24 protein-coding genes are annotated in these 25904 nt (G+C 70.5%); 13 read left to right on the top strand and 11 right to left on the bottom strand.

The window, feature by feature from the left end; translation table 11 throughout:
* Nucleotides 1-6 precede the first annotated feature (6 nt).
* Entirely contained in the window at nucleotides 7-567 is a 561-nt protein-coding gene (locus tag WMF29_RS32010; protein WP_437323918.1) for an SMI1/KNR4 family protein, read from the bottom strand.
* Nucleotides 568-1350: 783 nt separating this feature from the next.
* Between WMF29_RS32010 and WMF29_RS32005 the strand changes: the two genes are divergently transcribed.
* Together WMF29_RS32005 and sixA are read left to right on the top strand one after the other, a co-directional pair.
* On the top strand, nucleotides 1351-3246 hold the full coding sequence (locus WMF29_RS32005) for a MopE-related protein (protein WP_437323917.1): 1896 nt from the start codon (nucleotides 1351-1353) through the stop codon (nucleotides 3244-3246).
* Nucleotides 3247-3326: 80 nt separating this feature from the next.
* On the top strand, nucleotides 3327-3854 hold the full coding sequence (sixA, locus tag WMF29_RS32000) for a phosphohistidine phosphatase SixA (protein ID WP_437323916.1): 528 nt from the start codon (nucleotides 3327-3329) through the stop codon (nucleotides 3852-3854).
* A gap of 34 nt (nucleotides 3855-3888) precedes the next feature.
* Here sixA and WMF29_RS31995 read toward each other — a convergent pair whose 3' ends face one another.
* Entirely contained in the window at nucleotides 3889-4923 is a 1035-nt protein-coding gene (locus tag WMF29_RS31995) for an AAA family ATPase (RefSeq protein ID WP_437323915.1), read from the bottom strand.
* Between the two features lie 130 nt (nucleotides 4924-5053).
* Here WMF29_RS31995 and WMF29_RS31990 point away from each other — a divergent pair, with 130 nt between their 5' ends.
* Nucleotides 5054-6598 carry a flavohemoglobin expression-modulating QEGLA motif protein gene (locus WMF29_RS31990; RefSeq protein ID WP_437323914.1) on the top strand — a complete coding sequence of 515 codons (1545 nt, stop codon included), beginning with the start codon at nucleotides 5054-5056 and terminating at the stop codon, nucleotides 6596-6598.
* 61 nt (nucleotides 6599-6659) lie between these two features.
* Here the strand turns inward: WMF29_RS31990 and WMF29_RS31985 are convergent, their stop codons facing one another.
* A complete protein-coding gene (locus WMF29_RS31985; protein ID WP_437323913.1) occupies nucleotides 6660-7508 on the bottom strand; it encodes an RNA polymerase sigma factor in 849 nt (282 codons plus the stop codon).
* A gap of 168 nt (nucleotides 7509-7676) precedes the next feature.
* Nucleotides 7677-8468, bottom strand: a complete 792-nt coding sequence (locus WMF29_RS31980; RefSeq protein ID WP_437323912.1) for an enoyl-CoA hydratase/isomerase family protein — start codon at nucleotides 8466-8468, stop codon at nucleotides 7677-7679.
* Between the two features lie 84 nt (nucleotides 8469-8552).
* Between WMF29_RS31980 and WMF29_RS31975 the strand changes: the two genes are divergently transcribed.
* The 5 genes from WMF29_RS31975 (at nucleotide 8553) to WMF29_RS31955 (ending at nucleotide 14577) form a co-directional block, all read left to right on the top strand.
* Nucleotides 8553-8819 carry a phosphopantetheine-binding protein gene (locus WMF29_RS31975; protein WP_044969499.1) on the top strand — a complete coding sequence of 89 codons (267 nt, stop codon included), beginning with the start codon at nucleotides 8553-8555 and terminating at the stop codon, nucleotides 8817-8819.
* 25 nt (nucleotides 8820-8844) lie between these two features.
* Entirely contained in the window at nucleotides 8845-11157 is a 2313-nt protein-coding gene (locus WMF29_RS31970) for a beta-ketoacyl synthase N-terminal-like domain-containing protein (RefSeq protein ID WP_437323911.1), read from the top strand.
* On the top strand, nucleotides 11154-12065 hold the full coding sequence (locus WMF29_RS31965; protein WP_437323910.1) for a hypothetical protein: 912 nt from the start codon (nucleotides 11154-11156) through the stop codon (nucleotides 12063-12065). Before WMF29_RS31970 ends, WMF29_RS31965 begins: the two co-directional genes overlap by 4 nt.
* Entirely contained in the window at nucleotides 12062-13969 is a 1908-nt protein-coding gene (locus WMF29_RS31960; RefSeq protein WP_437323909.1) for a beta-ketoacyl synthase N-terminal-like domain-containing protein, read from the top strand. The genes WMF29_RS31965 and WMF29_RS31960 overlap by 4 nt, the downstream gene beginning before the upstream one ends.
* A 122-nt stretch (nucleotides 13970-14091) precedes the next feature.
* The gene (locus WMF29_RS31955) at nucleotides 14092-14577 is read left to right on the top strand and encodes a hypothetical protein (RefSeq protein ID WP_437323908.1); all 486 of its coding nucleotides are present in this window, start codon (nucleotides 14092-14094) and stop codon (nucleotides 14575-14577) included.
* A 168-nt stretch (nucleotides 14578-14745) separates the two neighbouring features.
* Here the strand turns inward: WMF29_RS31955 and WMF29_RS31950 are convergent, their stop codons facing one another.
* The 4 genes from WMF29_RS31950 to asnS form a co-directional block, all read right to left on the bottom strand.
* Nucleotides 14746-15660 carry a patatin-like phospholipase family protein gene (locus tag WMF29_RS31950; RefSeq protein WP_272094847.1) on the bottom strand — a complete coding sequence of 305 codons (915 nt, stop codon included), beginning with the start codon at nucleotides 15658-15660 and terminating at the stop codon, nucleotides 14746-14748.
* A gap of 41 nt (nucleotides 15661-15701) precedes the next feature.
* The gene (locus WMF29_RS31945) at nucleotides 15702-16400 is read right to left on the bottom strand and encodes a hypothetical protein (RefSeq protein WP_437323907.1); all 699 of its coding nucleotides are present in this window, start codon (nucleotides 16398-16400) and stop codon (nucleotides 15702-15704) included.
* A 28-nt stretch (nucleotides 16401-16428) separates the two neighbouring features.
* Nucleotides 16429-17166 (bottom strand): class II glutamine amidotransferase, encoded by a 738-nt coding sequence (locus tag WMF29_RS31940; protein ID WP_272094844.1) that lies wholly within the window; start codon nucleotides 17164-17166, stop codon nucleotides 16429-16431.
* A 589-nt stretch (nucleotides 17167-17755) separates the two neighbouring features.
* On the bottom strand, nucleotides 17756-19096 hold the full coding sequence (gene asnS / locus WMF29_RS31935) for an asparagine--tRNA ligase (protein ID WP_437323906.1): 1341 nt from the start codon (nucleotides 19094-19096) through the stop codon (nucleotides 17756-17758).
* A gap of 64 nt (nucleotides 19097-19160) precedes the next feature.
* On the opposite strand from asnS, the gene WMF29_RS31930 reads away from it, so the two are divergent.
* A complete protein-coding gene (locus WMF29_RS31930; protein WP_437323905.1) occupies nucleotides 19161-20000 on the top strand; it encodes a PDZ domain-containing protein in 840 nt (279 codons plus the stop codon).
* A 15-nt stretch (nucleotides 20001-20015) separates the two neighbouring features.
* The gene (locus WMF29_RS31925) at nucleotides 20016-20543 is read left to right on the top strand and encodes a TrmH family RNA methyltransferase (RefSeq protein ID WP_437323904.1); all 528 of its coding nucleotides are present in this window, start codon (nucleotides 20016-20018) and stop codon (nucleotides 20541-20543) included.
* A gap of 40 nt (nucleotides 20544-20583) precedes the next feature.
* Here the strand turns inward: WMF29_RS31925 and WMF29_RS31920 are convergent, their stop codons facing one another.
* The 3 genes from WMF29_RS31920 to groES all read right to left on the bottom strand — a co-directional run bounded on the left by WMF29_RS31920 (nucleotide 20584) and on the right by groES (nucleotide 23198).
* Nucleotides 20584-21117, bottom strand: a complete 534-nt coding sequence (locus WMF29_RS31920; RefSeq protein ID WP_437323903.1) for a GNAT family N-acetyltransferase — start codon at nucleotides 21115-21117, stop codon at nucleotides 20584-20586.
* A gap of 128 nt (nucleotides 21118-21245) precedes the next feature.
* On the bottom strand, nucleotides 21246-22874 hold the full coding sequence (gene groL, locus WMF29_RS31915) for a chaperonin GroEL (protein WP_012238540.1): 1629 nt from the start codon (nucleotides 22872-22874) through the stop codon (nucleotides 21246-21248).
* A 33-nt stretch (nucleotides 22875-22907) separates the two neighbouring features.
* A complete protein-coding gene (gene groES / locus WMF29_RS31910; RefSeq protein ID WP_012238539.1) occupies nucleotides 22908-23198 on the bottom strand; it encodes a co-chaperone GroES in 291 nt (96 codons plus the stop codon).
* 453 nt (nucleotides 23199-23651) lie between these two features.
* Between groES and WMF29_RS31905 the strand changes: the two genes are divergently transcribed.
* The 3 genes from WMF29_RS31905 (at nucleotide 23652) to WMF29_RS31895 (ending at nucleotide 25890) form a co-directional block, all read left to right on the top strand.
* Nucleotides 23652-24257: a hypothetical protein gene (locus WMF29_RS31905; protein WP_437323902.1), complete on the top strand. Its 606-nt coding sequence runs from the start codon at nucleotides 23652-23654 to the stop codon at nucleotides 24255-24257.
* Entirely contained in the window at nucleotides 24257-24931 is a 675-nt protein-coding gene (locus tag WMF29_RS31900; protein WP_437323901.1) for a hypothetical protein, read from the top strand. The genes WMF29_RS31905 and WMF29_RS31900 overlap by 1 nt, the downstream gene beginning before the upstream one ends.
* Before the next feature lie 125 nt (nucleotides 24932-25056).
* Nucleotides 25057-25890 (top strand): response regulator transcription factor, encoded by an 834-nt coding sequence (locus WMF29_RS31895; RefSeq protein WP_437323900.1) that lies wholly within the window; start codon nucleotides 25057-25059, stop codon nucleotides 25888-25890.
* Nucleotides 25891-25904: the final 14 nt, after the last annotated feature.

Genomic DNA, 25904 nt, shown 5'->3' with positions numbered 1-25904 from the left:
GCGCGATCAATACTCCGTGTCGCCCTCGTCGTCCTCTTCGGCGGTCCCGAGCTCGGGGTTGAGCGCCACGTGCGATTCGAGGTCCTCGAGCCGCTGCGCTTCGCGCAGCCTGATGAGGCCGCACTGCTCGGCGAGGTACAGGTCGAACGCCGTGTAGCGCGGGAAGACCCGGACGTTCGTGTCCTCGTTGTCGAGGCCGAGGATGACGAGCTCGCCGTCCCGCCTGGCCTCTCCGAGGTAGAGCGCGTTCCATGGCTGACCTGGGAGGTTGGGCAGCCTCACGACCTTGGCCCGGAGCCGCGATTCGGTCCAGCCGAGGTCGGTCTTCGCCTCGGCCAGCTTGCGGACCGAGGTGAGCTTCGGTCGAGGCGCCGACGGGTCCTGGCCGAAGCGATGCCGCCCCTTGAACCGCGGGCCCAGGCTATCGAGCGTGAAATCGAACTCGAGGAACGCCCGCAGCGTGGGCGGCAGCTCGACCATCAGCCTCGACTCGAGCGCATCGAGGGCCGCCTGGCTCGCTCCCACGGCGGTATGGCTGGAAGGGCGCTTCTTCAGTTGAGCGATCACGCGATGCACGAGCTCAACGCCACGTTCGATCGGTGCCATGTATCCACGGGCCGCGGTTGCGCGGTGTTCTTCAGGACCCAAAGGGCCTCACTGGGGCCGCGTCTCTGGGCCCCGACTGTTGCAGGCTCGTCGCGCGCTCGGCCGGCGGTCTACATCGGCCGACCGGGTGCGCGTCCCTCTATGGTGCCTACCGGTCCGGTCCGCTCGGTGTCAACCAGCGATCGCACCGCGGTCGATCATTCCTCCTCCCCCTGAAGTGCTCGCCTGGTTTCCCGTCACCCTCGCCTCGAGGAGCGCGGTCCGCCTCTCCCACGTGCGCTGAAGGCGCGCCGCGCTCGCCAGATCAGGACGGCGGCTGCGATGAGCACCACCGCGGCGCCGATCCCCAGGATGACCCATTGTGGCGCAGGGTAACGCCCGCGCTGAAGGCCAGGAGGCGGCCGCTCGTACTCGATCTGGAGCTGCGCACCCACCGGCCCTCGTTACACGCGGATGCTCCGACCCGCAACTGATCCGCGGCGCGATCCGGCCGGCTCGGCGCGCAGGCCAGCTCGTGAGCAGCCCTGGCAGCTGCTCGGCCAGGCCGCGCAGAGCGAGTAAATGCGCTCCAGATCGACGCCCCCGCCGACCGGCCAGCGCCAACGGATCAAAACTTGCTTTCATGGAAACTCGGGCTTGTAAAGTGGACCGAAGCGCGGGCACCGTGCGGCCGGTGCGAGAGGGTGAGAGATGACGCCGGGCTCTTCAGCGTGGTTCGAGGGGGCGCCTCCGCGGCCTTCCCGGATGCGACGGTACCTCCTCGCGCTCGGCGCATGGGCGGCGCTCGGCGTCCTGGCGGGAGCGTGCGGCCGGACGAGCCTCCCCGACCTCTCGGGCGCCAGCGCTGGTGGGGGCGGCTTTGGCGGCGCGACGAGCGGCAGCTCGTCGACCTCATCGAGCGGAGGCGGGGGCGTCGGAGGCTCCGACGCATGCGGCGGCCCCACAGACTGTGACGATGGCGACGACTGCACGAGCGACGACTGCACAGACGGGCGCTGCGACCATCGTCCCCGCGACGACGATCGGGACGGCGTCGGCCCGACGTCCTGCGGCGGGAGCGACTGCAACGACCTCAACCCGTCCGTCTTCCCGGGCGCGCCGGAGATCTGCACGGACGCGGCGGACAACGACTGCAATGGCGTGAGCGACTGCTTCGATCCCGCGTGCGCAACGGGGGAGATCTGCGGCTGCACCCCGAGCCCTGCCGGCGAGCGCTGTCAGAACGGCGTCGACGACGACTGCGACACGATCGTCGACTGCTTCGACGCGGACTGCTCGGGAACGCCGGCCTGCGGCTGCTCCACCTCGGAGGCCGGGAAGTGCGGCAACGGCGTCGATGACGACTGCGATCTCGCCTTCGACTGCGACGACGCCGACTGCGCCTCCGAGCCGCTTTGCGCCTGCACCTCCCAGCGCGAGCGCTGCGACAACCGCGAGGACGACGACTGCGATCTCCTGGTCGACTGCGGCGATCCGGACTGCCGCGGCATCTTCCCCTGCGCGTGCGAGCCGCCCGGCTCGCCGGAGCGGTGCGAGGACGGCGTCGACAACGACTGCGACGGGCGCGTCGACTGCGCGGACCCGCAGTGCATCTCCGCGCCGGCCTGCCAGCGCTGCGTGCCGGAGATCTGCGACGACGGCGTCGACAACAACTGCGACGAGCGCGTCGACTGCGCGGACAGCGCCTGCGCCTTCGCGCCGAACTGCGAGCCGACGCCGGAGCGGTGCAACAACCGCGTCGACGACGACGGCGACGCCCTGGTCGATTGCCAGGACCCGGACTGCGCCAGCAGCCCGGTGTGCGTGCTCGAGCAGGCCAACTGCCTGTCGCCGAAGCGCATCCCCGGGACTGGCACCTACACCGGGGACACCGCCGGGCACGTGAGCGAGACCCGGGGTGAGTGCGGCGGCGACGCCGGCGAGGCGGTCTTCTTCTTCGTGCTCACCGCGCCGTCGCGCGTGCACCTCGACTCGCGCGGGTCGGGCTTCGACACGGCGCTCTACGTCCGCACAGGCGCCTGCAACTCCGGCCGGGAGATCGGCTGCGACGACGACAGCGGCGGGGCGCAGGCCTCCCTGCTCGATTTCAGCATCCTGTACCCGGGCACCTACTTCGTCTTCCTCGACGGCTTCACGATCGATCCCGCGAGCGGACCGAACGAGGGCCCCTTCGTGCTCAACGTCGAGATCGCCCCGAACCCGCGCGAGATCTGTGACGACGACCTCGACAACGACGGCGATCACTACGTCGACTGCGCTGATCCCGGCTGCGCCACCTTCGGCCCATGCCGGAGCTGCGCGAAGGGCGCCGCGCCTGGCCCCGAGTTCGGGACCGCCGCGTGCACCGACGGGATCGACAACGACTGCGACGGCGCGCTCGACTGCGCTGACGAGGACTGCAGCGCAAGCGACGTTTACGTGACGGAGTGCTGCAACGGCCTTGATGAAAACGGGAACGGGTTTCCTGACGAGTTCAACTGCCGATGCGCCTCCGACGCCGATTGCGACGGGGGGCAGCTCTGTTACACGCACACGACGTACACGTGCGGTCTCCCGTGCGAGAGCTTCAGCGGGAGCATCTGTCCCTTCGTGGCGCCGGGCTCGCACTGCAACGATGCGACCCATCAGTGCGAGTTCTGACAGGCGTCGAGGCGGCGCCGCTGCCTCTTTCGCGCGCACGGCGCTCCCCGGCTGGCGCTCGTCCGGGCTAAGGTCAGGTCATGGAGATCCTGATCATTCGCCATGGCCATGCCGTGGATGACGCGCCGGACCTCGGCGACGCAGGTCGCTGGTTGACGGGCAAGGGGCGCAAGCTGACCCGGCGTGTCGCCAAATGGCTCGCGAAGCAGAAGGACCGTTGTCCTGGGGCGATCTGGACGAGCCCCCTCGTGCGCGCGGTGCAGACCGCGGAGATCATCGCCGATGCCGCCGGGCTGACCGACGAGGTGTCGGTGGTCGCCGAGCTCTCTCCCTCACGCGACACGGCCGAGATCCTTCGCCTGCTCTCGCAGCACCAGGGGGCTCAGCCGCTGGCGCTGGTGGGGCACGAGCCTTCGTTGTCGGCGCTGGTGACGTCGCTGCTCGGCGATGGCGGCTGGGCCGGCCTGAGCCTGAAGAAGAGCGGCGTCGTCGCGGTGAGCTGGGACGGGCGCGGGCCGGGGACGCTGCGCTTCGCGTTGGATCTGAAGGCCATGAAGGCGGTCACGCCGGTGAAGGAAGCGCAGCAACAGGCGCCTCGCGCGCGGTGATGAGCGTCGACGGGCGTCCGCGCCGCGGCGCCGCTCAGCGCACCGATCTCTCCACGGCGCTCAGCACGTCGACGTCGCGGACGCCGTCCGCCTCGGCGCGGTACGACAGCACGATCCGGTGCCGCAGCGCCGGGATCAGCAGCGCCCTCACGTCGTCCACGTCTGCGGCTGCTTCGCCGCGGAGCGCGGCGCGCGCCTTGGCCGCGATCACCAGCGCCTGGCTCCCCCGCGGCCCCGCGCCGTAGCGCACGTAGTCCCGGACCTCCTGCGCTGCGCGCTCCGCCCCCGGCCGCGTCGCCCTGGCGAGGCGCACCGCGAGGTCCACGGCCTCGTCGGTCACCGGGATCCTCGGGACGAGGCGCCCGATCGCCAGCACCTCTCTCGCCTTGAGCACCGCCGCGATCGCCGGCGGCTTCCCCGAGGTCGTCCGTCGCGCCACCTCGCGCTCCTCGGCCTCGCTCGGGTAGGTGACGTGAATCTCCAGCAAGAAGCGGTCGAGCTGCGCCTCTGGCAGCGGGTAGGTTCCTTCCTGCTCGATCGGGTTTCGCGTCGCGAACACCTGGAACGGGTCGGGGAGGGCGTGCGTGGTGGTCCCGACGGTCACCTTGCGCTCCTGCATCGCCTCGAGCAGGGCGGCCTGCGTCTTCGGCGGGGTCCGGTTCACCTCGTCCGCGAGGACGAGGTTGTGGAAGATGGGGCCGGGCTGGAAGCGCAGGCTCCTCGACCCGTGCTGCTCGTGCAGCACGTCGGTCCCCGTGATGTCGGCGGGCAGCAGGTCGGGCGTGAACTGGACGCGCCCGAAGCTCAGGTCGAGCGCCCTCGCGAGCGACGACACGAGCAGGGTCTTGGCGAGCCCCGGGACGCCGACGAGCAGCGCATGCCCGCGCGCGGCGAGCGTGATCAGCATGGCCTCGACGACGTCGTCCTGCCCGACCACCGCCGCCGCGATCGCCGAGCGGAGCCGCCTGGCCCCCTCTGCCGTGCGCTCGAGGAGCGCGGCATCCGAGAGGGCGGTCGATTCCTCGTCGGCGGTCGTCTCGGCGTCATTCCTGTGCTCGGGATCGCTCATACGGGCAGGGCTCGTACCCCGAGGCCGCGATGCCGACAAGGACCCGGCGAAGCCGGCTCTCCCTGCGGCGCGGGTCCTGGCCCGTGGAGGTTTGCTCCGGCAGGTGAGCCGGTGTTAGCAATCGATCGCAATGGCGCAGAGCTCTGAGGCCCGGGAGAGGAGAGGGGCGCACGCGGCGGACGTGGAGGCGCAGCGCGAGCTCACGGTGAGCGAGCCGGCGGACGAGCCGCGCAGCACCAGCGCTGGCGCGGCGGAGGACGGCGCGGGAGCGGCCGCGACCGGCGGTCCGGGCGGCCCTGGGGACGGCGGCGGGGAGGGCGGTGAAGCGCCGTCGGCGCCGCTCGAGTCCCTGAGCTTGCACGACGGGCCGATCCCGCACGCGCCGCTCCCGCCGGTCGCGGGGCCGTGGCGCTCCTACAAGGAGATCCTCGCGACGCTGGCCCAGCGCGTGCTCGACGCGCAGCGACCGATCCGCATCCTCCAGGCGCTCCGCTGGGAGGCGGACGTCGAAGAGCAATTTCTCCGCTCGAAGCAGCGCGAGCTGCCGGTGGTCACCTACTCGGACGACCTGGGGTTCGACCCGGAGGCCAAGCAGCGCGAGCTCGAGGAGATCCTCCGCGACGCCGAGCGGGAGCTCGGCAAGCGCGACCGGCTCGGGCAGATCCTCCGCGCGACGGCGGACGAGTACCGGAAGGTCGTGAGCATGCTCATCGGACGGGGAACGAAGGCGTTCTACGCGCTGTCCCGCGAGCTCTACGGGTCCCCGAAGGACAAGCTGCCGGACGGAAAGACGAGCGTGCGGGACATGGGCTTCGTGCTCTACGACCTCCTGACGGCCATCGGCGGAGAGCGGCTCGGCCCGTCGCAGCAGCGCGAGATCACGGCGGAGATGGCGGCGCTCGAGCTGAACGCCCGCTTCGACCGGTTCTTCGGCGGCGCGTCGATCCGCGTCCAGGTGGACGACTCGCTCCTCGCGGACGCCGCCGCGGGCAGCGACTACGTGAAGATCCGGAGCGGCGCGATGTTCTCCAAGAGCGATGTCGACATCCTCGAGGCGCACGAGGGGTGGGTGCACGTGGCGACCAGCTTGAACGGGCAAGCTCAGCCGGTGGCGCGCTGGCTCGCGAAGGGGCCTCCGCGCACCACGGCGGTTCAGGAAGGGCTCGCCGTCCTGGTGGAGATCCTCACCTTCAGGAGCACTCCGCGTCGGGCGAAGAAGCTGAACGACCGCATCCTCGCGGTGGACAAGGCGGAGGACGGGGCCTCGTTCCTCGACGTGTTCGAGTGGTACCGCACCGAAGGTTACGAAGAAGACGAGTGCTTCCAGAATGCCAGGCGCGTCTTCCGCGGCGGTGTGCTCGCGGGAGGGGCGCCGTTCACCAAGGACGCCTGCTACTGCAAGGGGATCGTCCTCAACTACGCCTTCATGCGCGCGGCCATTCAGCACGATCGGGCGATGCTGATTCCATTCTTGTTCGTTGGGAAGGTCGCGCACGAGGACGTCCCTGTCCTCCATGCGCACGTGACGGACGGGATCATCCGCCCGCCCCCGTATCTCCCGCCGATCTTCGACGACATGAACGGGCTGGCGATCTGGATATGCTACTCCTCCTTCTTCTCCCGCCTGGGAGGGACGGCGCTTGCCGAGCACTACGGCAGGATGCTGGAGCGCTGAGAGCGGCCGCTTCCGGGAGCTCCGGTTGCGGCGGCCTCCTCTCTGTGCCTGCGGTGGTCGCCTACGGGGTCGGCGCGGCGCAGGCCTGGGCGCCCGGGCCCGCGGCGTGGGCCTCGGCGATCGCGCGCATGACCGCGAGCCAGATCCTGCGCCGGAGTGCGTCCGGCACCTCGGGGATGAGCCTGGCCGTGCTCATGAGCGACTCTTCGTCGGCCGCGCGGGCGCGCTCGGCGACCGGGAGGCTCAACGGATGGTGGAGCGCGCGTCGGTCCTCGGCGTTCATGCGCTTCACCGCCACGCGGAAGTCTTCGCGGGCCAGCCGGAGGCGGTTGCGCACCGTGTTCTCGTTCACGTCCAGGTCGCGCGCGATGTCGGCGGTCGTCACATCGAGCAGATCGTGCATGATCAAGACCACACGTCGCTCGGTCTCGATCGCGCCGAGCAGCCTGCCGACGAGCTGGCCGCTTTGCTCGCGCGCGAGCAGCTGTTCCGAGGTCAAGCCGGGGTCGGCGAGCTCGAACGGCCAGCTCGCCCCGGCGCCGACCGCGATCTCTCGGCGGCGGTAGGCGCGCTCGCGATAGTGGCTGACCTGTCGCCAGGCGATGCCGAACAGCCAGCGCCTGAGGGGCTCGCCGAGCGGGCTCACGGTTTGTGGCGCCCCGCGCTCCACGCCTGGGGCGTGCCCGCAGGGGTGATGTCCCGCGCGCGCCTCGTCGGGGCAGCGCCTCGGATCGAAGCGATCCAGCGCGTGATACGCAGCGAGCATGACGTCTTGCAGGACGTCGTCGATGTCGCGCTCTGCCACCCCGAGCCAGCGGAGCGCTTGTCGGAGGAACGACAGCCCGACAGTGTACACGGTCTCGAAGCTGGGCCGCTCCAGCAGGGGCCCATGCTCAACAAGCTGTTGCATGCCTGAACTTACGTGCAGCGGCCTCCGCTGATTTGAAAATCGTCCAACCCTCCGAGGTCGTCCTTTAGAATGTAATTATTATTACATTCATGGGGTCTCAACCGCGGTGCCGGCTACCCCATGGAGAAGAACGGCGAGGCAGCGCATTGCTCGACGTGCGGCGTGCGCTCACTTCCCTTGGAACACCGGCTTCCGCTTCTCCATGTAGGCGGCGAGCCCCTCGCGGGCGTCCTCCGACGTGAACAGCTCGGCCTGGAGCTCTCGTTCGAGGGCGAGCCCCTGTTCGAGCCCTACCTCGAAGCCTGTCTGAACGGCGCGCTTGATGCGCCCGACCGCGAGCGCCGCGCGATCCGGGAGCGTGAACGTGTGGCTGTACGCGAGGATCCGGTCCATGAACTCGTCATGGGAGGCCGTCTCCCAGACGTCATTGACCAGGCCAACCGCGAGCGCTGTCTCGAAATCGAACGTCTGCCCCTCGCACATCAGCTGGATCGCCCGCGATTTACCGATGAGCCTGGCGAGGCGCTGGGTGCCTCCCGTGCCCGGCAGGACGCCCAGCGCGACCTCGGGGAGCCCGACCTTGCCGGCGCCTTTGCGGGCGATGCGGAGATCACAGGCCATCGCGATCTCGAGACCACCGCCCACGGTGTGGCCGTTCAGCGCGGCGATGCAGAGCTTCGGCGTGTGCTCGAGGCGGCTCAACGTCTCGTTCGCGTGGAGACAGAAGTAGTATTTGAACGTCGGGTCCGACTCGCGGAGCATGTTGATGTTCGCTCCTGCGCAGAAGAACTTTTCGCCGTGCCCGGTGATGACGATGACATGGACATCGTTGTCGAAGCGGGCCTCGAGGATGGCCGCGTCGAGGTCCTTCATCATCTCGTGGGTGTAGCCGTTGACCGGCGGATCATTGAGGGTAAGCAGCGCGACGCCTGCAGAGGTGGCGTAGTCGACGAGGGCCATGGGCGCTCTTTACCAAACCGTCAGAAAAAGCGCTGCCCCCTGGTGGAAAGGCGCGGAATTGTGCTACCCCGCAGGGACGTGCTCATGAACGCGCAGGACGTGCGGCAGAAGTTAAAAGAACTCATGGTCGAGGAGCTGAACCTCGAGGGGAAGACGCCGGCCGACATCGACGACGCCGCGCCGCTGTTCGGCGCGGGGCTGGGCCTCGATTCGCTGGACGCGCTCCAGCTCGCCATGAGCGTGGAGGAGCGCTTCGGCGTCCGCATCCCGGAGGGCGACGAAGCGAGGCCGATCTTCGCATCGGTGGACGCGCTCGTGGCCCACATCGTCAAGTCGACCGCAGCGGCGTGAACGCGCCGCAGAGAGCCGTTCGGGCGTGCGCATCTGGGTGACGGGCATCGGGGTCGTCTCGCCCCTGGCGCGCGGGGCGAGCGAGACGATGGACCGGCTCATCGCAGGAGAGCGGGCCTTCGCGCCGCTCTCCTTGTTCGAGATCCCCGGGACGCGCGGGCGCATCGCCGCGGAGGTCCGCGACCTCGCCCCCGAGGAGGTCGCTCCGCCCGGCGAGGCGGAAGGGTGGTCTCGGACCGACGCGATGGCCGTGCTCTCGGCCCGCGAGGCGCTCGCGCACGCGGGCATCGATCCGAGGGCCGTTCCGGTCGACCTGGTGGTCGGCGGGACGACCGCCGGGATGTTCGAGACGGAGGATTTGCTCGCCTGGCTGTCGCACGACCCCAGCGCGATCGCCCCCCTGAAGCGGATGCTCTCGCATCCGCTCTCCTCGACGGCCGACCATGTCCGCGCCGCCGTCGGTCCGTTCCGGCGGGTGAGGAGCGTCTGCAGCGCCTGCTCGAGCGGCGCGAACGCCATCTTGCTGGGCGCGGCCTGGCTCCGCGCCGGCCTCTCCACCCGCGTGCTCGCGGGGGGCGCCGACGGCCTGTGCCGGCTGACCTACACCGGCTTCGGCGCGCTCGCGGCCGTCGATCCGGAGCCGTGCCGCCCGTTCGATCGGCGGCGCGCCGGCCTGAACCTCGGCGAAGCCGCGGCGTTCCTGCTCCTCGAGTCCGAGGACGCCGCGCGCGCGCGCGGCGCGGAGCCGATCGTCGAGCTCCGCGGATGGGCGACCGGCGCCGAGGCTCATCACATCACCAACCCCGAGCGCGAGGGGCGCACCGCCGCGCGCGTCATGCGCGACGCTCTCCGGTGCGCGGCGCTCACGCCCTCGAATCTGGATTACGTCAACGCGCACGGCACCGCGACGCCGTTGAACGACGTCATGGAGAGCGCCGCCCTGCGCGCCTGCCTCGGCCCCGAGGTGAGCCGCATCGCCGTCTCCTCCTCGAAGGGGCAGATCGGGCACACGCTCGGCGCAGCGGGCGCGATCGAGGCGGCGATCACCGCCCTCGCCATCGCGCGCGGCGTGATGCCCCCGACCGGCGGTCTCGAAGAGGTCGATCCGGAGTGCCAGCTCGTGCACCTCAGGGAGGCGCGCGAGGCGCCGATCCGGTCGGCGATGTCGAACTCGTTCGGCTTCGGCGGCACGGACAGCGTGCTCGTGCTCGCGCAGCCCGGCCGTTTCCCTCCGCCGCTCGACGCCGGCAGCGCGCCCCGGCGGCGCTCGGTCGTCGTGACCGCGGCCGCGACGATCGGCCCGCTGGGCGTCCTCGCGTCCCGCGGCGGCGCCGCGTATCTCGAGCCTGGCCCTCCGCCAGCGGAAGGAGCCATCCCCTTCAACACGGCCGCGCACCTCGATCTCGCGCGGGCGAGGCGGCTCGACCGAGCTGGCCGGCTGACGACGGCCGCGATCCTCACGGCCCTCTCGGATGCCGGGCTCGGTGGCGCGGTTCAGGCCGAGGCCGGCGCGGGCGATCCGGCGGCCGACGTCGCGCCGAGCCGCACCCTTCCCGGCGCCATCGTCGGCGCGTCCTTTGGCAGCGTCGACGCCTCGACCGCCTACATGCGACGCATCTACGACAAGGGCGCGAAGTACGCGAGCCCCGCCGATTTTCCGAACCTGGTCCCCTCGTCGCCGGTCGGGCATGCCTCCATCTACCTGGGCCTACGTGGCCCGGTGTTCGCGATGGCCGATCTCGGAGCGACCGCGGAAGCGGCCATGGTCACGGCCATCGAGCTCATCACGGCCGGGGAGGGGGAGGTGCTCGCCGCCGGCAGCGTCGAGGAGACGAGCCCGATGATCGAGCGGTGCCTCGGTCCGATCTGCTCGCAGGTCGTCAGCAGCGGTGTCCGCAGCGAGGGCGCTGCCGTGCTGCTCTTCGAGAGCGCCGCGCGGGCGCGTGAGCGAGGGGCGCGCCCGGTGGCGACGGTGTCCTGGTGGAACTCCTGGCGGGGTGACGGCGTGGGGATGCTCGTGGGAGCGCCAGCGCCGGCGCGCCTCGGCGCTCCGGGAGAGAGCGCTCTGCGAGCGCAGGCCACCGTCCCGTCGCCGGCCGCCGTGTTCGTCGGACGGGAGGAGGAGCGCCTCGCCGCCTGCCTGCATGGCTCACCGTGGGCCGAGGTGCCGCGCACCCTGCTCGCGCCGCGCTCAGGCGATCACGAGGGCGCCGGCGGGTTCGCCGCCGCTGCGGCGGTCGCGGCGCTCGCCAGCCGCGACCTCGCGAGCGTGCTCGTCCTGGGCGGCGCCCCCGACCGGGGATACGCCATCCTGCTTGTCGCTCCCGGCGACGCGTGACGACATCGCTGCCCGCTCCCCGCCGTCGTGCGCGGCGCCTCGTCAGCGCTGGGCGCCTCCTGCTCTTGCTCGCGTGCGTCCCTGCCTGCGCCGCGAGCGCTCCGCGGCGCGGCGCGCTCGACGCCGAGCTAGCGCGCCTCCTGCCCGGCCCATCGGCGGGCACGGCCGCCGCGCGGCTCGACCCCTCCGCGTGGCGCGAGGGGCGCGAGCGCCTCGCAGGTCTCCGACGCGAGGTCGAGGGGGCCGGCCCGCGCACGCTCCGCGTCCGCATGGCGCTGCGGGAGCCGCGCACGGGTCACGTGCTCGAGGCGCGCGGCGCGATCGCGGTCGCCCCGCCGGCGATCGAAGGGCGCGCACGCGCGGTGGGGAGCGACACTCCCGAGCCGGAGGGCGCGCTGCGGATGATCCTCCTCGGCCCGGGCGGCACCACCGCGCTCGACCTGTGGGCGCGCGGCGATCGCTTCCGATTCGCCGTGCCCGCGCTCGATCTGCTGAGGCGCGGCGACGCCTCGACGCCTCGGGCTTCACTCCGCGGTCTGCCGGTAGATTTCCTGCGCTGGTGGATGCTCCATCCGGCGGCGGGGACGCTGCTCTGGTACTCGCGCGCTGCGAGCACGGATTCCTTCGTCCTGCGCGACGGCGACGCCGTGATCGATCTGCGGGTCAACGATCGGGGCGTGATCGGCGCGCGCCGCACCACGTGGTCGACGGCGGAGGGCGCCCGCCGGCGCCGGCTCGACGAGGAGGTCGTGATCGCCGAGGGCATGGGCTGCGGCAACGTCCGTTACGCGCAGGCCTCGACCGGGCTGCTCATCACGGTGATCTGCGAGGCCGAGGAGCGGGAGCGCGCGCCGGATCCACGCGCGTTCGTCGATCCCGACGCGCTCCGGCCGGGGGGCGGCTCATGAGCGACGCCTGCGTCATCGCCTCGGGCGCTGTCTCGGCGCTCGGCCTCGGCCCTCTCGCGTACCGCGTCCCTCGGGCTGGCGAGCCTGCGCCTGTCGCGATCACGCGCGACGAGGAGCTGGCGCGCGCCGGCCTGCTGCGGCCCTTCGCCGCGCGCGCGCCCGCGGACCTCGGCGTCGCTCCGGGCGCCGATCGGGCCACGGACCTGCTGAAGGCGGCGCTCTCGCAGACCCTCGCGGCGCTGGAGGGCGCGCGCCCGGGCTTTCGCGGCGAGCGCATCGGCATCGCCCTCGGCACCTCCAGCGGCGGCATGCTCACCGCGGAGCGGTACTTCGCCGCGCGCGCCGAGGGGGCCGACGCCGGCTCGCTCGCCGCGCTGGCCCCGGGCGCGACCTATTTCGCGCCGTTCAACGATGCGCTCGCCGCGTTCGGGCTCGAGCGGACCCCGCTGCGCACGCACCTGCTCGCGGCGTGCGCGGCGAGCACCCTGGCGATCGGCCTCGGCCTCCGCTGGCTCGATCGCGACGCCTGCGATCTCGTGCTCGCCGGCGGCTACGACGCCCTCAGCATCTTCGTCGCCGCCGGCTTCGAGGCGCTCCGCGCGACCACGGCGTCCAGGTCGCGCCCGTTCCGGATCGGCCGTGACGGGATGGCGCTCGGCGAGGGCGCCGCCGTCGTCGCCCTCGTCCGCGAGGACCGCCTCCGCGGCGCCCCGGTGATCGCCCGCGTCGCCGGCTTCGGCGCGTCCACGGACGCGGTGCACATCACCGCCCCGGATCGAACCGGATCGGGGCTCGCGCGCGCCGGCGCCGCGGCGCTCGCTGACGCCGGGTGGCCTGCATCGCGCGTCGGTCTCATCAGCGCCCACGCCACGGCGACGCCTTACAACGACGCGATGGAGTCGCGCGCGATCGCGGCGCTGCTCTCGCGCGGCGCCCGGGAGGGCTCGGACGTGGCGCCGGGCGCGGACGCCCCTCCGCCCGTGGTCCACCCGTTCAAGGCTCAGATCGGGCACACGCTCGGGGCCGCGGGCGCGCTCGAGGCGCTCGCCGCCGCGGCCGCCCTCGAGGCGTCCATCGCTCCACCGGCGGCCTCCGAAGGCGAGCTCGACCCCGACGCTCCGGCTCACCTGCTCGAGCGCGCCGAGCCCCGCCCGCTCTCCTCGGCGCTCAAGCTCTCGGCGGCGTTCGGCGGCGCCAACGCCGCCCTCCTGCTCACGTCCTCCGCGAGCGGGCGCCGCCCGCGGCGCCCCCGCGCCGTGGTTCTCCGCGCGCACGCGCGCGTGACGGGCTCCGATCTAGGGCGCCTCTCCGAGGCGACCGGCATCGCGCGCGACCGCCTCGCGCGCCTCGACGCGCTCTGCCGGCTCGGGCTGACGGCGGTGGCAGCGCTCGCCGCCATCGTCGGCGCCGATCGCTTGCGGGGCGCCGGCATCGTCGCGGGCCACGCGCTCGCCACGATCGACACCAACGAACCCTACGACGCCCGCCGGCGCGCGCGCGGAGCCCGCTTCGTCGAGCCGCGCCTCTTCCCTGCGACGTCGCCGAACGCGATCGCGGGCGAGTGCGCCATCGCGTACCAGCTCACCGGGCCGAGCTTCGCGGTAGGCGCCGGGCTCGGCGGCGCGCTGGAGGCGCTCCGCGCCGCGGCCGATCTCGTCGCGTCCTCGGACGCCGACCGCATGGTCGTCCTCGCGGCCGACGACGCCGGGCCGGTCGCACGAGAGCTGCTCAGCCTCACCGGTGCCCGGCACCGCGCGCTCGCCAGCGGCGCCGTCGCGCTCCTCCTGCAGGCGGATCCCGGCGACGACGAGCGCCTGCGCAAGGTCGATCCCGACCTTCCTGTCGACCACGACGGGCCGGTCGGCCACCTCGCTCTCCTCCGCTGGCTCGAGGAGCACGCGTAGCGGCGCGCCCGTCCGCGTCATCCTTGGTGATCGTGATCGCTTCGCTTGCCGATCCGCGCCTCGATCTGGCAAGGTTCCCGGCTGGAATCAGCTGCTTCCCCCGAGCGTTGTCCTGCCCGCGTATGTTCTGCCGCCAAACAAAAGCTGTCGCTTCGCTCCTCGTCGTTGCTTCGGCCGTCCTCGCCGGGTGCGCGACCCACTACATCCCGAACACGGACGTGGAGGACAACGACGACAACCGCAAGATCATCTCGTTCTGCGAGAAGTATCGCAACGCGGTGGAGAGCAAGAACGTGAGCGAGCTGCTCAAGCTCGCGTCGCCCAAGTACTACGAGGACGGCGGCAACATCGACGCGGCGGACGACCTCGATTACGCCGGCCTGCGCGCGTACCTCACCGGCAAGTTCCAGGACGCGCGCGCCATCCGCTACGAGATCCGCTACCGGCGCGTCCTCAAGGACGATGACGTCATCTACGTCGACTACACCTACAGCGCGAGCTATCGCATCCCGGGCGGCAAGGGTGAAGAGTGGCGCCGCAAGGTCGACGACAACCGCCTGGAGCTGGTGGAGTACCAGAACGAGTACCGCATCGTCGCGGGGATGTAGCGGCCGGTCGCTGCGCGACGGCGCCGTCGACGGACGCGGGGGCGTGCGGCGAGCAGGTTCGTGCGCTACGGCCTCAGCCGCTAGGCAGGCGAGTGAGGCGTACGAAAGTACGTCGCAGCGAGCCGAACGACGCGGATGGGCCCGTAGCGCACGAACCTGCTCCCCGCTCTAGTTCAGTGCGCTCTTCGAGGAGGGGGCATCGAACACGCCCTTCTCCTTCGCGGCGGCGAGTATGCGGAGCGCAGTGCGGTAGCCGCGCAGGACGAGCGGCTTGGCGGCGAACCGGTTCATGTAGCTGTACCGGCCGATCGCGGGCGCCACGTCCAGGAAGGTGACGTTCGGGTAGAGCTTGGAGAGGAGCTCGACGCCGCGGCGCTCCTTCTCGGCGAGAAGAATGCTGAGCGACTGCCGGACGACGCTGGGCGCGCCGCTCCTCGCGATCGAGCGCTGCGACTCGTCGCGCTCCTCGGGACGGTAGATGTTCGAGATGATCACGATGTTCGCGCCGGCATTCACGGCCACGTCGGCGGAGAGCGTCCGGATCACCTCGCCGCTCAGGTGATAGCGGCCGTTGATGCGGTAGGGCCGGAACAGCCCGGGCACGCAGCAGCTGGCGGCCACCGCCTGGCTGATCGGCGTGGCCTCGTCGTAGCCCGGGCCGAACACGACCCGCTTGGCGCTGTCCACGTCGACCGCCGTCACGAAGACCGCGTGCGGCAGCTGCCGGAAGTCGTTGATCGGCAGCGTCCGGCGCACGTAGCGCTCGAGCCTGTCGATCGAGAACACCCCGGAGCAGAGGTATCCCGGATCGAGCAGATCGCGCAGCGCGGGAGCTCCGAAGAAGCTCGACACGTGGAGGCGAGGCCCGCGGTGACGCCGTCTCCAGGGGAGCCGGTAGGCGTCGAGCAGCACATCGAGCGGGATGTCTTGCCCGTACGTCGCGCTGACCAGCGCGCCCGCCCCCGCGCCCACGTAGATCTCCGGATGGATGCCCAGCTCCTCGCAAGCCTTCAGCACGCCGAGGTGCGCAAGGCCTCGCGCCGCTCCCCCGGAGCCCACGAACGCGATCTTGAGGCGGCTCATCGAGCCCCGATCTTGTCGGAGATATGGCACAAGCGCAAAGCCTACTGTAACTGGAAGTCCTCGAGCAGCCGGTAGATCCTGAATCGTGGGCCGTCGCGGCGCAGCCAGACGACGATCTCGTCGCCGAGCAGGCGATCCGTCGCGACCCGCGCTGTCGCGATCGGCACGCGGATCACGACGTCCTGGTCATCGAGCGTCTCCGGCTGGATCGCGGGGTGTTGCGGCGTCGCGAGCACGTCCTCGGCCCGGAAGATCTGGAGCTCCGACTCCCGATAGACCGGCTCTCCGGCGAGCTTTCCGTACTCGAGTCGCCGGAACCGTTGCTCCCACCAGAGCCCGGCGCTCGGCGGCTGCCCCGATCCGCCCGAGCCGGTGTGGATCGCGAGGGCATCGCGCGTCAGCAGCTCGCTCAGGGCTTCGCTGTCCTCGGCGACCACCCGCCGGAAGAACTCGTCCACGACATCCAGCGCGGCGCTGATGCCGAGAGGCGTCCGGAGGGTAACGACGCTGTCCTCGGCGTCTGCCTGGTTCGTCGGTGGCGGCGGGGTGCTCGCCGGATCGAGCGCCACGCCGTCAGGGCGGCGGCGCTCGTCAGAGAGCTCGGCGGCGGTGGGAAAGGAAGCCGGTTCTCCTCGGCCGCACCCCAGGAGCGACCAGCCCGCGATCACGGCGACGAGCAGCGAAGGGCACGCTGGCGACGGCCGAGAGGTGTCCGGAGAGCCGGCCGGCGGTGCGTGCACCCTGGCCTCCTGCGGGACCTTCGGGCGTTCAGATCGGCTCGATCGCGGGAGCATCGGCGCGGGTGAACGTCACGATCGCACGCTCGCCAACGTGGGTCCACCCTGCGGGGGCCTGGTCGTCATCGAAGTCCGACGCGACGAGCGTCAGGCGGCTCGCGGCATAGTCGGGCATGCGCATTCGGCCCAACCCGCCGTCGCTGAGGAGCCGCTCCATGTCCTCGCTGCCCTGGTAAATGCGGTACGCCATCGACGTGCCGCCGTGGGCGGCGAGCAGGTACTCGGGGTTGGTGACCACGATGTTCATCGCGCTCGGCCCCGCCCCTTCCTCCGCGCAGAGCCGGTCGACGAGCGCGATGGAGGACCGCAGGGCCGTCCGCGCGCTCGCCGCGTCCACGTTGGGCCGATCGAGCTGGCCGCTGTCGTGGAGGAAGGACAGGAACAGGTGGAAGAGGATCTCGCTGTCCGTCTCGCCGCGAACGTCGCGCTGGAGAAACTGCGGTAGCGAGTCGCTCAGCTGGTTCCGCAGGCGGGCGAACCCTTCGACCGTGCCCGTGTGGGCGAACAGCCACTGCCGATAGCGGAACGGGTGCGTGTTCTCGGTGCGCAAGCTGCCGACGGTCGCAGCCCGGACATGCGCCACGAGGATGTCGGCGCGCACGTCCTTGGTCATGTCGACCAGGCTGATCTCGGGTCGATCGTCGATCGGCCGGCGCTTGAGGAGAATCTCTCCTCCCTGGTAGAAGCCGACCCCCCAGCCAGGGATCACGCCCTCCCTTCGGCGAACCGTGAGGGCACGTTCTTCGAGCTCGATCGCACGCGCGCCGAGATCCGGACGGTTACCGATAAAGCCGACGAGACGAGCCATAGCTTTGTCCTCGCGAGTTGGGTCGGGGAGGCGGGGGCAGGGTCCGGCTCGCCGGTAGAGCGCTCCCTCATCTGCAAGCAGGGGTGGCTCCGTCGGTCGGCCGAGTGAGCGTGGGTCGCGGGTTGCGCCCTATGCTTTCTTGATACGACAGAGTCGCCCTGCAAGCGGAGCAAAAACGGATCCCCAGCGGCGAGCTGCGGCGCGGGCACGGCCTGACCACACTGGCCGCCGTTGTCGCGCGGGTTTGCCGATCGCGTTACCTCTTACTCACGCTCCTCGCACAGCGTTGCGATTCCGACGCGTGGGCGCGCGCGGGGAGCGGCTAGCCTCGTCTGCTTCCACGCTTCCACGCTTCCACGCTTCCACGCTTCCACGCTTCCACGCTCGCACGCGTTCGGCCCGTCGCGTCGGCGCCGTGGCGCATCGCGCCGTGAACGAGGCGCTGCCAAGCGGTGCCCAGATTTCCCGGCAGGATCTCTGACGCGCGGCACTACGGCGAGAGCCGATTCAGCATGCGCGGGAACGGGATCGTCTCGCGCACGTGGGGCAGACCGCAGATCCAGGCGACGCTCCGCTCGATGCCCAACCCGAAGCCCGCATGCGGGAAGGTGCCATACCGGCGCAGATCCAGGTACCAGCCGAACGCCTCGGGGGGCAGCCGATGCGCCTCGATTGCCCGCTCGAGGGTGGCGAGATCATCCTCGCGCTGCCCGCCGCCGATCACCTCTCCATAACCTTCCGGCGCCAGGACATCGACGCAGAGCGCGAGCCGGTCGTCCGTCGGATCGCGCTTCATGTAGAAGGCTTTCACCTGAGCCGGATAGCGGTGGATCATGACGGGACGATCGTACCGGCCGGAGATGACCGTCTCGTCCTCGCCGCCGAAATCCTCGCCCCAGGGAAAGTCCGGAATTTCAGCCTCTCCAGCCACTTTGCGTTTCTCCGCGCGCGCCTCGTTCAGGATGGCGACGGCCTCGTCGTAGCGGATGCGCGGGAACGGCTTCTTGACGGCTTCGAGCTTCCCGACGTCGCGCTCGAGCACCGCGAGCTCGGGGCGGCGGCGCTCGAGGACCCGCTCGACGATGAAGCAGAGGAAGTCTTCCGCGAGGTCCATGTCGCCCGCGAGGTCCATGAACGCCACCTCGGGCTCGACCATCCAAAACTCGGCCAGGTGGCGGCGGGTCTTCGACTTTTCCGCGCGGAACGTGGGGCCGAAGCAGTACGCCTTCCCGAACGCGGCCGCTGCCGCCTCCATGTACAGCTGCCCCGACTGGGTGAGGTACGCCTTCTCGCCGTGGTAGTCGGTCTGGAACAGCGTGCTCGTCCCCTCGCACGCGTTCGGCGTGAAGACCGGCGCATCGACGAGCGTGAACCCGCGCCCGTCGAAGAAGTCGCGGACGGCCTGGATGATGGTGTGACGAACGCGCAAGATCGCGTGCTGCCGCCTCGATCGCAGCCAGAGGTGGCGGTGATCCATGAGGAAGTCGGTCCCGTGCTCCTTCGGGGAGATGGGGTACTCGCCGGTGGTGGGGGCGAGCACGCGGAAGGCGGACGCGGCGATCTCGTAGACCCCGGCGCGCTTCGGGTGCGCCTTCACCTCGCCGACGACATCGATCACGCTCTCCTGGGTGACCTTGTCGGCGGCCGCGAAGACCTCGTCGCCGACGTCGCTCTTCGCCATCACGCACTGGACGGTGCCGAAGCCGTCGCGCAGCTCGAGGAAGTGGAGCTTGCCGCTCGAGCGCTTGTTGTAGAGCCATCCGCGGAGCACGACAGTGCTGCCGACGTGCGCGCTGAGGTCGCTGGTAGCAATGACGGGCCGATCCTGCATGGGCGCCCGAAATAGCACGGTTTAGTTGCGGCTGACGCCGGCTCCGGCCAAAAATGGCGCCATCTTGGTCCTCCGACGGCATCGCGCGCTCTCGCTCTGCTTGCCCGCGTTCATCGTGCTGCTCGCTGCAGGTGGCACGCCGCTCGCCGCGGGCGGCTGCTCGGCGCTCTATCCCGAGCTCTCGACCCGCCTGCGCGAGCCTCCTTCAGACCAGGAGCTGCATCCTCCGCCGCCCGAGGACGTCCGATGGCTTCGGGTCGTCCGTGCGAGAATCCCGGAGCGCACTCGGGACGGCCGAGCCTGGGATTCCGGCGCCGGCGACCTCCCGGACCCCTATGTCCGCGTCTTCGTCAACGGCGCGGAGATCTTTCGGACGGCCGAGCAGACGAACACGCTCGAGCCGACCTGGCCCGAAGGACCCAGCGGGAACTTCCAGATCTTGCCCGAGGATCGGCTCCGGGTGGAGGTCTGGGAAGCGGACCCGCTCGTCGACAAGCCGATCGGGGTGCGCGACATCGGCCGTCCGAGCGACACGCAGCGAGCCGCAGGCGAGATCGAGGTCGAGCTCGATGCGGGCGGCTCGCTCACGCTCGCGTTCCAGCCGGCGCACGCCAGGTTCGGCCTCGGCCTCTGGTACCAGCTGCATTCCGGCTCCGCATTCATCTCGCGCACCATGGAGGGCGGGCCTGCAGAGCGCGCCGGGCTCCGCAAGGACGACGAGGTGCTGGAGATCGCCGGGCAGCCGCTGCGGCGCATGTCCGTCGCGGCGATCCGGGGCGCGCTCGACGCCGTGCCGCGCGCCGGGCTCGTGCTCCTGGTCAAGCACGCCACGGGCACGACCGAGCGGATCAGGGTCCACGAGGGGCCCATCTATCCGCTGTTCGATCGCTTCGCCGCCGAGTAGGGGAGCCAGCGCGCCGTGAAGATCCCGCCCTTCGGGCTCACCACCCGGGAGATCCGCGAAGAGCTCGCCCCCTTGCGGAACGACTTCTCCATCGCCGTCTGCCGCGCGAAGAACCCGTTCAACATCGGCGCCATCATCCGCGTCGCCCACTCGTTCCTGGTCCGGGAGATCTTCCTGATCGGGACCGAGCCCTATTACGAGCGCGCTTCGATGGGCATGCAGAAGTACGAGACCATCGTCGAGTGCCCCGACGAGGCGAGCTTCCTCGAAGCGGCGCGCGGCCGCCCGCTCATCGGCGTGGAGCGCGATCACGCGCGGCGGACCCTCTGGGAGGCGCCGTTCCCCAGCGGGCTCGTCTTCCTCTTCGGCAGCGAGGATGACGGGCTGCCGCAGGCGCTGCTCGATGCGTGCGAGGACGTGATCGCGATCCCCATGTACGGGATCAACCACTCGTACCCCGTGGCCATCGCGGCGGGCATGACCCTGTGCGAGTGGGCTCGGCGGCGCGACCCGCGCGGCGGCGTGAGCCGCGCAGGCGGGTGAGCGGCGCCGCGGCGGGCCCCCGCCCGTGGACGGCGGGGCGCTACTCGGGGTAGCGCTCGAAGACGAGGAGCTCGCCCAGGAGGTCGTGCTCGAGCGTTCCAGCAGGGCGCATCCCGAGCTTCTCGATCACCCGGAGCGACGCGCGATGCCAGGCCGGCGTGGTCGCGATCACGCGCTTCACGCCCGGCTGCTGCAGCGTCCAGTGCAGGACGGCGCGCGACCCCTCCGTGGCGTAGCCCTGGCCCTGGGACTTGCCCTCGACGCCGTAGCCGATCTCCACGGTGCCGGTCGCGTCGGGCCGGCCGTTCAGCACCACGCTGCCGACGACGACGCGCTCCTCCTGCCCGCACGTCACCATCAGCCGCGTGCCCCACAGGAACGCCTCTGGATCGTCCCGCAGCCGGTCGAGCGGCGAGCTGAAGGCGCGCTCGACGAGCGCGCGCCCAGGCCAGGCGTCGGGGAAGCGCGCGCCGGACAGGGCCTCGGCCTCGGCGCGATCTCCGCGGATGACCGCCTCGAGCAGGGGCAGCGAGACCGGGGTGAGCGCCAGGCGCTCGGTAGTCAGGGTGCTCATCGCGAACCTGCGCCGGATCAGATCATGCGCCGCGGCCCGCCGGAAGTCGAAATGGCGAAGGGCCGACTTCCCGAGAAGGAAGTCGGCCCTCGCCCGCCGGGCTTAGCGGTCAGCGCGGCGCGTCGCGATCAGAAGTCGTGGCCGTGGCCCGCGTGGGCGCCGCCGGCCGCCGGCTTCTCCTCCTTCGGCCGCTCGGCGATGAGCGCCTCGGTGGTGAGCATCAGGCTGGCGACGCTGGCCGCGTTCTGGAGCGCCGACCGGACGACCTTGACCGGATCGATGACGCCCATCTCGAGCAGGTTGCCGTAGTCGCCCGACGCCGCGTTGTAGCCGTACGAGTCCTTGCCGTCGCGCACCTTCTGCACGACGATCGAGCCCTCTTCCCCGGCGTTGGCCGAGATCTGGCGGAGGGGCTCCTCGATGGCGCGGCGGATGATGTTCACGCCGAACCGCTGCTCGTCGTTGACCTTGAGCTTCTCGAGCGAGCTCTGCGCGCGGATGAGCGCCACGCCGCCGCCCGGGACGATGCCCTCCTCGACGGCCGCGCGGGTCGCGTGGAGCGCGTCCTCGACGCGGGCCTTCTTCTCCTTCATCTCGGTCTCGGTCGCGGCGCCGACCTTGACGACCGCGACGCCGCCCACGAGCTTCGCGAGGCGCTCCTGGAGCTTCTCGCGGTCGTAGTCGCTCGTCGTGTTCTCGATCTGGGCGCGGATCTCCTGCTGCCGGGCCTTGATCTTGTCCTTCTTGCCCTGGCCGCCGACGATCGTGGTGTTGTCCTTGTCGATGATGACGGTCTTGGCGCGGCCGAGATCGCTGATCGTGACGTTCTCGAGCTTGAGGCCGAGCTCCTCCGCGATCACCTGGCCGTCCGTCAGGGTGGCGATGTCCTTCAGCATCTCCTTGCGGCGATCACCGAAGCCCGGCGCCTTGACGGCCGCGCAGTGCAGCGTGCCGCGGAGCTTGTTCACGACGAGGGTCGCGAGCGCCTCGCCCTCGACGTCCTCGGCGATGATGAGGAGCTGCTTCTGGCTCTTGGCGATCGCCTCGAGCACCGGGAGCAGGTCCTTCATGTTGGAGATCTTCTTCTCCGAGATGAGGATGTAGCAGTCCTCGAGGTTCGCCTTCATGGCCTCGGGATCGGTCACGAAGTACGGCGAGAGGTAGCCGCGGTCGAACTGCATGCCCTCGACCACGTCGAGGGTCGTGTCGGCGCTCTTGGCCTCCTCGACCGTGATCACGCCCTCCTTGCCGACCTTCTCCATCGCGTCGGCGAGGAGCTTGCCGATCGTCTCGTCGCCGTTCGCGCTGATCGTGCCGACCTGCGCGATCTCCTTCGCGTCCTTCGTCTGCTTGGCGGAGCCGCGGAGGTGCTCGACGATCGCCTCGACCGCCTTGTCGATGCCGCGCTTGATCTCCATCGGGTTGTGCCCGGCCGCGACGAGCTTGGAGCCCTCGCGGTAGATCGCCTGGGCGAGCACCGTCGCGGTGGTCGTCCCGTCGCCGGCGATGTCGCTCGTCTTCGAGGCGACCTCGCGGACCATCTGGGCGCCCATGTTCTCGAAGCGGTTCTCGAGCTCGATCTCCTTGGCGACCGTCACGCCGTCCTTGGTGACCGTCGGCGAGCCGAAGCTCTTCTCGATGACGACGTTGCGCCCCTTCGGGCCGAGCGTGACCTTGACCGCGTCGGCGAGGGCGTTGACCCCCGCGAGGATCATGCTGCGGGCGGACTCGTTGTAGATGATTTCCTTGGCTGCCATGGTGTCTCTCCTAAGTTCCTTCTGTCGCCCGCGTCACTTCTCGATCACGCCGAGGATGTCGTCCTCGCGGAGGATGAGGTGCTCTTCGCCGTCGATCTTGACCTCGGTGCCCGAGTACTTGCCGAAGAGGACGCGATCGCCCTCCTTGACGTCGAGCTTCCGCACGGTACCGTCCTCGGCGACCTTGCCGTTGCCGACGGCGACGACGGTCCCCTCGATCGGCTTCTCTTTCGCGGTGTCCGGAATGTAGAGACCTCCCTTGGTCTTCTCTTCTTCCTTCACGCGCTGAACGATCACGCGGTCCTGGAGCGGTCGAATCTTCATCTTTGCAAATCCTCCGGGGACGAGCGCCGCGTCCCACGAACGGCAAGACCCCAGCCGGCCCGTCTGAGCAGCGGCAAGGTCCCATACGATTGCAGTCTGGGCACTTTGCTAGCACTCACCTATGGCGAGTGCTAGCGAGCGCGCCGAAGATAGCCACCCCCTGGAGGGTGTCAAGAGTGGCCCCAGGCCGGCACTTTGCGCGTTGGCAGCCAGGCGCAGAGGTGGCTGTAAGTCCTGGAGATCGCAGGGGAAGGTGCGTGGCGCAAGGCTGGGCTCGGCGGAGCCCCTCGGCTAAAATGCCCTTATGAGGGCAAAGCTGCGGCAGCACAGTGACGCGATGCCCTCACGGTCTCCAACCCGAGGGAGGCCGCCAGGACGTGTCTGGTTGACCTGAGCGCGCGGTGGCCCGGGTTACGTCGGTATCCAGGGCACCCGCATAAGTGAGGTGCCGCTGTGAGCCAAGCGATCTCTCTCTCCCCGAGCATGACCCGCTATTTCCAGGAGGTTGTGGACGAGGCGCTCCGAGTTCGGAACGTCGCTGCTACCGAGGCGGCGTCGAGTTACCTCGTCGGTCTGCTCTGTGCTTTTGCTCACCCGGACGAGCATGCCGAGTCTGCCTTCAACCAGCCCCTGACCTTTCTTCTGCGCGATGCGCTGGAAGCCTCCGGGGCCGAGCGTTTCCAGCGGCTGCGCAACCTGGGAGACAGCGTCCTCTACGTGGTCGGCTTCTTCGGCGGCCACATCGAGGTCAAGGGGGTCGATCGCGGCTACGTGGTCGGGGTCGGGTCGACCGCCTACCACCATGCGGCCGCTATGCTGCGCCTCAATGCGCGCGTCGGCCAGGGGCCGGATGTTCTTTCGGAGATGGCCGAGAAATTCGAGCGGTTCGTGAGCGTCCTGAACGATGTGGCCGACGGTACGCTCGCGTCGGGGGCTCGGGACGAGCGCTCGGTGCTCCGGCTGTACGAGCGCTGGGTTCGTACGGGATCGAGCCGCCTCGCGGATGAGCTCGGGGCACGAGGGCTCGTGCCGAGCCGTGGCACGGGCGGGCTCAACTGATGCGGGGGGCGACCTTCCCGGCCCGGATCCAGCAGCACCTGGCGCGCACCTATGCGCTCGATGACGCGCCCGTGGTCGACGATTTCATCCAGCTGACGGACGGCAGCGCCCGCGAAGCGCTGCTGATCCGGCACGCCGGCGGAGATGGCGGCGATATCGAGGTCGCGCTGCACCTGCCCCGCCGGGCGATCACGCGGGGGCGAGAGGGGACGCTGGACGAGATCTGCCAGATCGTCGAGGGCGTGAGCCACTTCCTCTATGTGGCCGAGCGAGCCCGCAGGGAGCTGCCGGCGACCCAGCTCGAGCTCGAGCTCCAGGCCGAGGTCGACAAATACGTGCTGCTTGTTCATGGCGATCTGGCTGACGAGGTCGAGCCGCCAGGCCCGCCGCTCCGGCGCCGCCACGAGGCGGCCCCATCGGGGGCGGGGCGCTTCGAGCCCGAGCGCGCCGCGCGGATCCGCGCCCATCTCTTCGAGCGGGTCACCTTCATGGATCCACCCGGCACGGAGACCGGCGATCGCTACCGGATCGCGAACGATCTGGCCGCGCGGTTCGCGGGCCGACTCGAGGCCGAGTTTGCCCGCCATGGGCGTCATGCCGAGCTGCTCGCCGCGCTGCGACGCTTCTATGCGGCGGGGCAGACGGAAAAGATCGCGCTGGCGCGCGCCGCGTGAGCGCATCCTCCCTGGCGCTCGGGTCGCTCGGGAGGACGGCGAACGGCGAAGAGCGCTGGCTGCGGCAGCGCGGTCTCGTTCTCTCTTGACCGGTTCGCGCGCACGTACTCTCATCCGCATCCACGATGCCTTCCGCGAGCATGATGCCGCCCCGTGTGCTGGTGGCCGAAGACGAACCGGCGATGTTGAGCCTCGTTGCGCGTCACCTGAGGAACCTGGGTTTCTCTGTGATCGAGGCCTCCGAGGGGGATGCTGCCTGGGAGCTCGCGCGTGAGCACCGGCCGGATCTGGTGATCCTGGACGTGATGATGCCCGGCATGAGCGGCTGGGAGATCTGCAAGCGGCTGAAGAGCGACACGTCCGACGGACGGCCGTTCGCGAGCACCGGCGTCATCATGCTCACCGGGATCGGCGAGAACCTGAACGAGATGACCTCGCCGCTCTTCGCCGCGGACGCCTGGTTGAACAAGCCGTTCGATTTCGCGGATCTGGACGCGCGGGTGCGCGAGACGCTCGCCCGTTATGCGAAGCAGGTGCCTGAAGCGAACGGCGCCAAGGCCCAGGCGAGCGCGGTCGGCGAGGAGCGTGAGGCCGCTGCGCTGCCGTCCTCCAGGGAACGGGCGACGGGGGCGAAGAAGTCGGCGGCAAACGGTGCCGTGGCGAGCAGGGCTGCTGCGAAGCGGCCGGCCGCGACGAAGAAGCCGGCAGCCAAGGCGGCGAAGAAGCCGGCCGCGGCGAAGAAGCCGGCAGCCAAGGCGGCGAAGAAGCCGGCCGCGGCGAAGAAGCCGGCAGCCAAGGCGGCGAAGAAGCCGGCCGCGGCGAAGAAGCCGGCCGCGGCGAAGAAGCCGGCAGCCAAGGCGGCGAAGAAGCCGGCTGCTACGCCGGCTGCGGCGAAGAAGCCTGCTGCGGCGAAGAAGCCTGCCGCCAAGGCAGCGCCCAAGAAGAAGTCGATGAAGTGATCCAATCCGAGGCG

The organism is Sorangium sp. So ce381, assembly GCF_051473845.1.
Lineage (GTDB): Bacteria > Myxococcota_A > Polyangia > Polyangiales > Polyangiaceae > Sorangium > Sorangium atrum.
Note: the sequence above shows the minus strand (reverse complement) of the source record. Positions and strands in the feature narration are given on the sequence as shown.

What these genes read in the sequence shown, in the direction of transcription:
- WMF29_RS32005 (WP_437323917.1), top strand. Translation starts at nt 1,351, where the DNA reads ATGCGACGGTACCTCCTCGCGCTCGGCGCATGGGCGGCGCTCGGCGTC.
- sixA (WP_437323916.1), top strand. Translation starts at nt 3,327, where the DNA reads ATGGAGATCCTGATCATTCGCCATGGCCATGCCGTGGATGACGCGCCG.
- WMF29_RS31995 (WP_437323915.1), bottom strand. Translation starts at nt 4,923, where the DNA reads ATGAGCGATCCCGAGCACAGGAATGACGCCGAGACGACCGCCGACGAG.
- WMF29_RS31990 (WP_437323914.1), top strand. Translation starts at nt 5,054, where the DNA reads ATGGCGCAGAGCTCTGAGGCCCGGGAGAGGAGAGGGGCGCACGCGGCG.
- WMF29_RS31985 (WP_437323913.1), bottom strand. Translation starts at nt 7,508, where the DNA reads ATGCAACAGCTTGTTGAGCATGGGCCCCTGCTGGAGCGGCCCAGCTTC.
- WMF29_RS31980 (WP_437323912.1), bottom strand. Translation starts at nt 8,468, where the DNA reads ATGGCCCTCGTCGACTACGCCACCTCTGCAGGCGTCGCGCTGCTTACC.
- WMF29_RS31975 (WP_044969499.1), top strand. Translation starts at nt 8,553, where the DNA reads ATGAACGCGCAGGACGTGCGGCAGAAGTTAAAAGAACTCATGGTCGAG.
- WMF29_RS31960 (WP_437323909.1), top strand. Translation starts at nt 12,062, where the DNA reads ATGAGCGACGCCTGCGTCATCGCCTCGGGCGCTGTCTCGGCGCTCGGC.
- WMF29_RS31955 (WP_437323908.1), top strand. Translation starts at nt 14,092, where the DNA reads ATGTTCTGCCGCCAAACAAAAGCTGTCGCTTCGCTCCTCGTCGTTGCT.
- WMF29_RS31950 (WP_272094847.1), bottom strand. Translation starts at nt 15,660, where the DNA reads ATGAGCCGCCTCAAGATCGCGTTCGTGGGCTCCGGGGGAGCGGCGCGA.
- asnS (WP_437323906.1), bottom strand. Translation starts at nt 19,096, where the DNA reads ATGCAGGATCGGCCCGTCATTGCTACCAGCGACCTCAGCGCGCACGTC.
- WMF29_RS31920 (WP_437323903.1), bottom strand. Translation starts at nt 21,117, where the DNA reads ATGAGCACCCTGACTACCGAGCGCCTGGCGCTCACCCCGGTCTCGCTG.
- groL (WP_012238540.1), bottom strand. Translation starts at nt 22,874, where the DNA reads ATGGCAGCCAAGGAAATCATCTACAACGAGTCCGCCCGCAGCATGATC.
- groES (WP_012238539.1), bottom strand. Translation starts at nt 23,198, where the DNA reads ATGAAGATTCGACCGCTCCAGGACCGCGTGATCGTTCAGCGCGTGAAG.
- WMF29_RS31900 (WP_437323901.1), top strand. Translation starts at nt 24,257, where the DNA reads ATGCGGGGGGCGACCTTCCCGGCCCGGATCCAGCAGCACCTGGCGCGC.
- WMF29_RS31895 (WP_437323900.1), top strand. Translation starts at nt 25,057, where the DNA reads ATGCCTTCCGCGAGCATGATGCCGCCCCGTGTGCTGGTGGCCGAAGAC.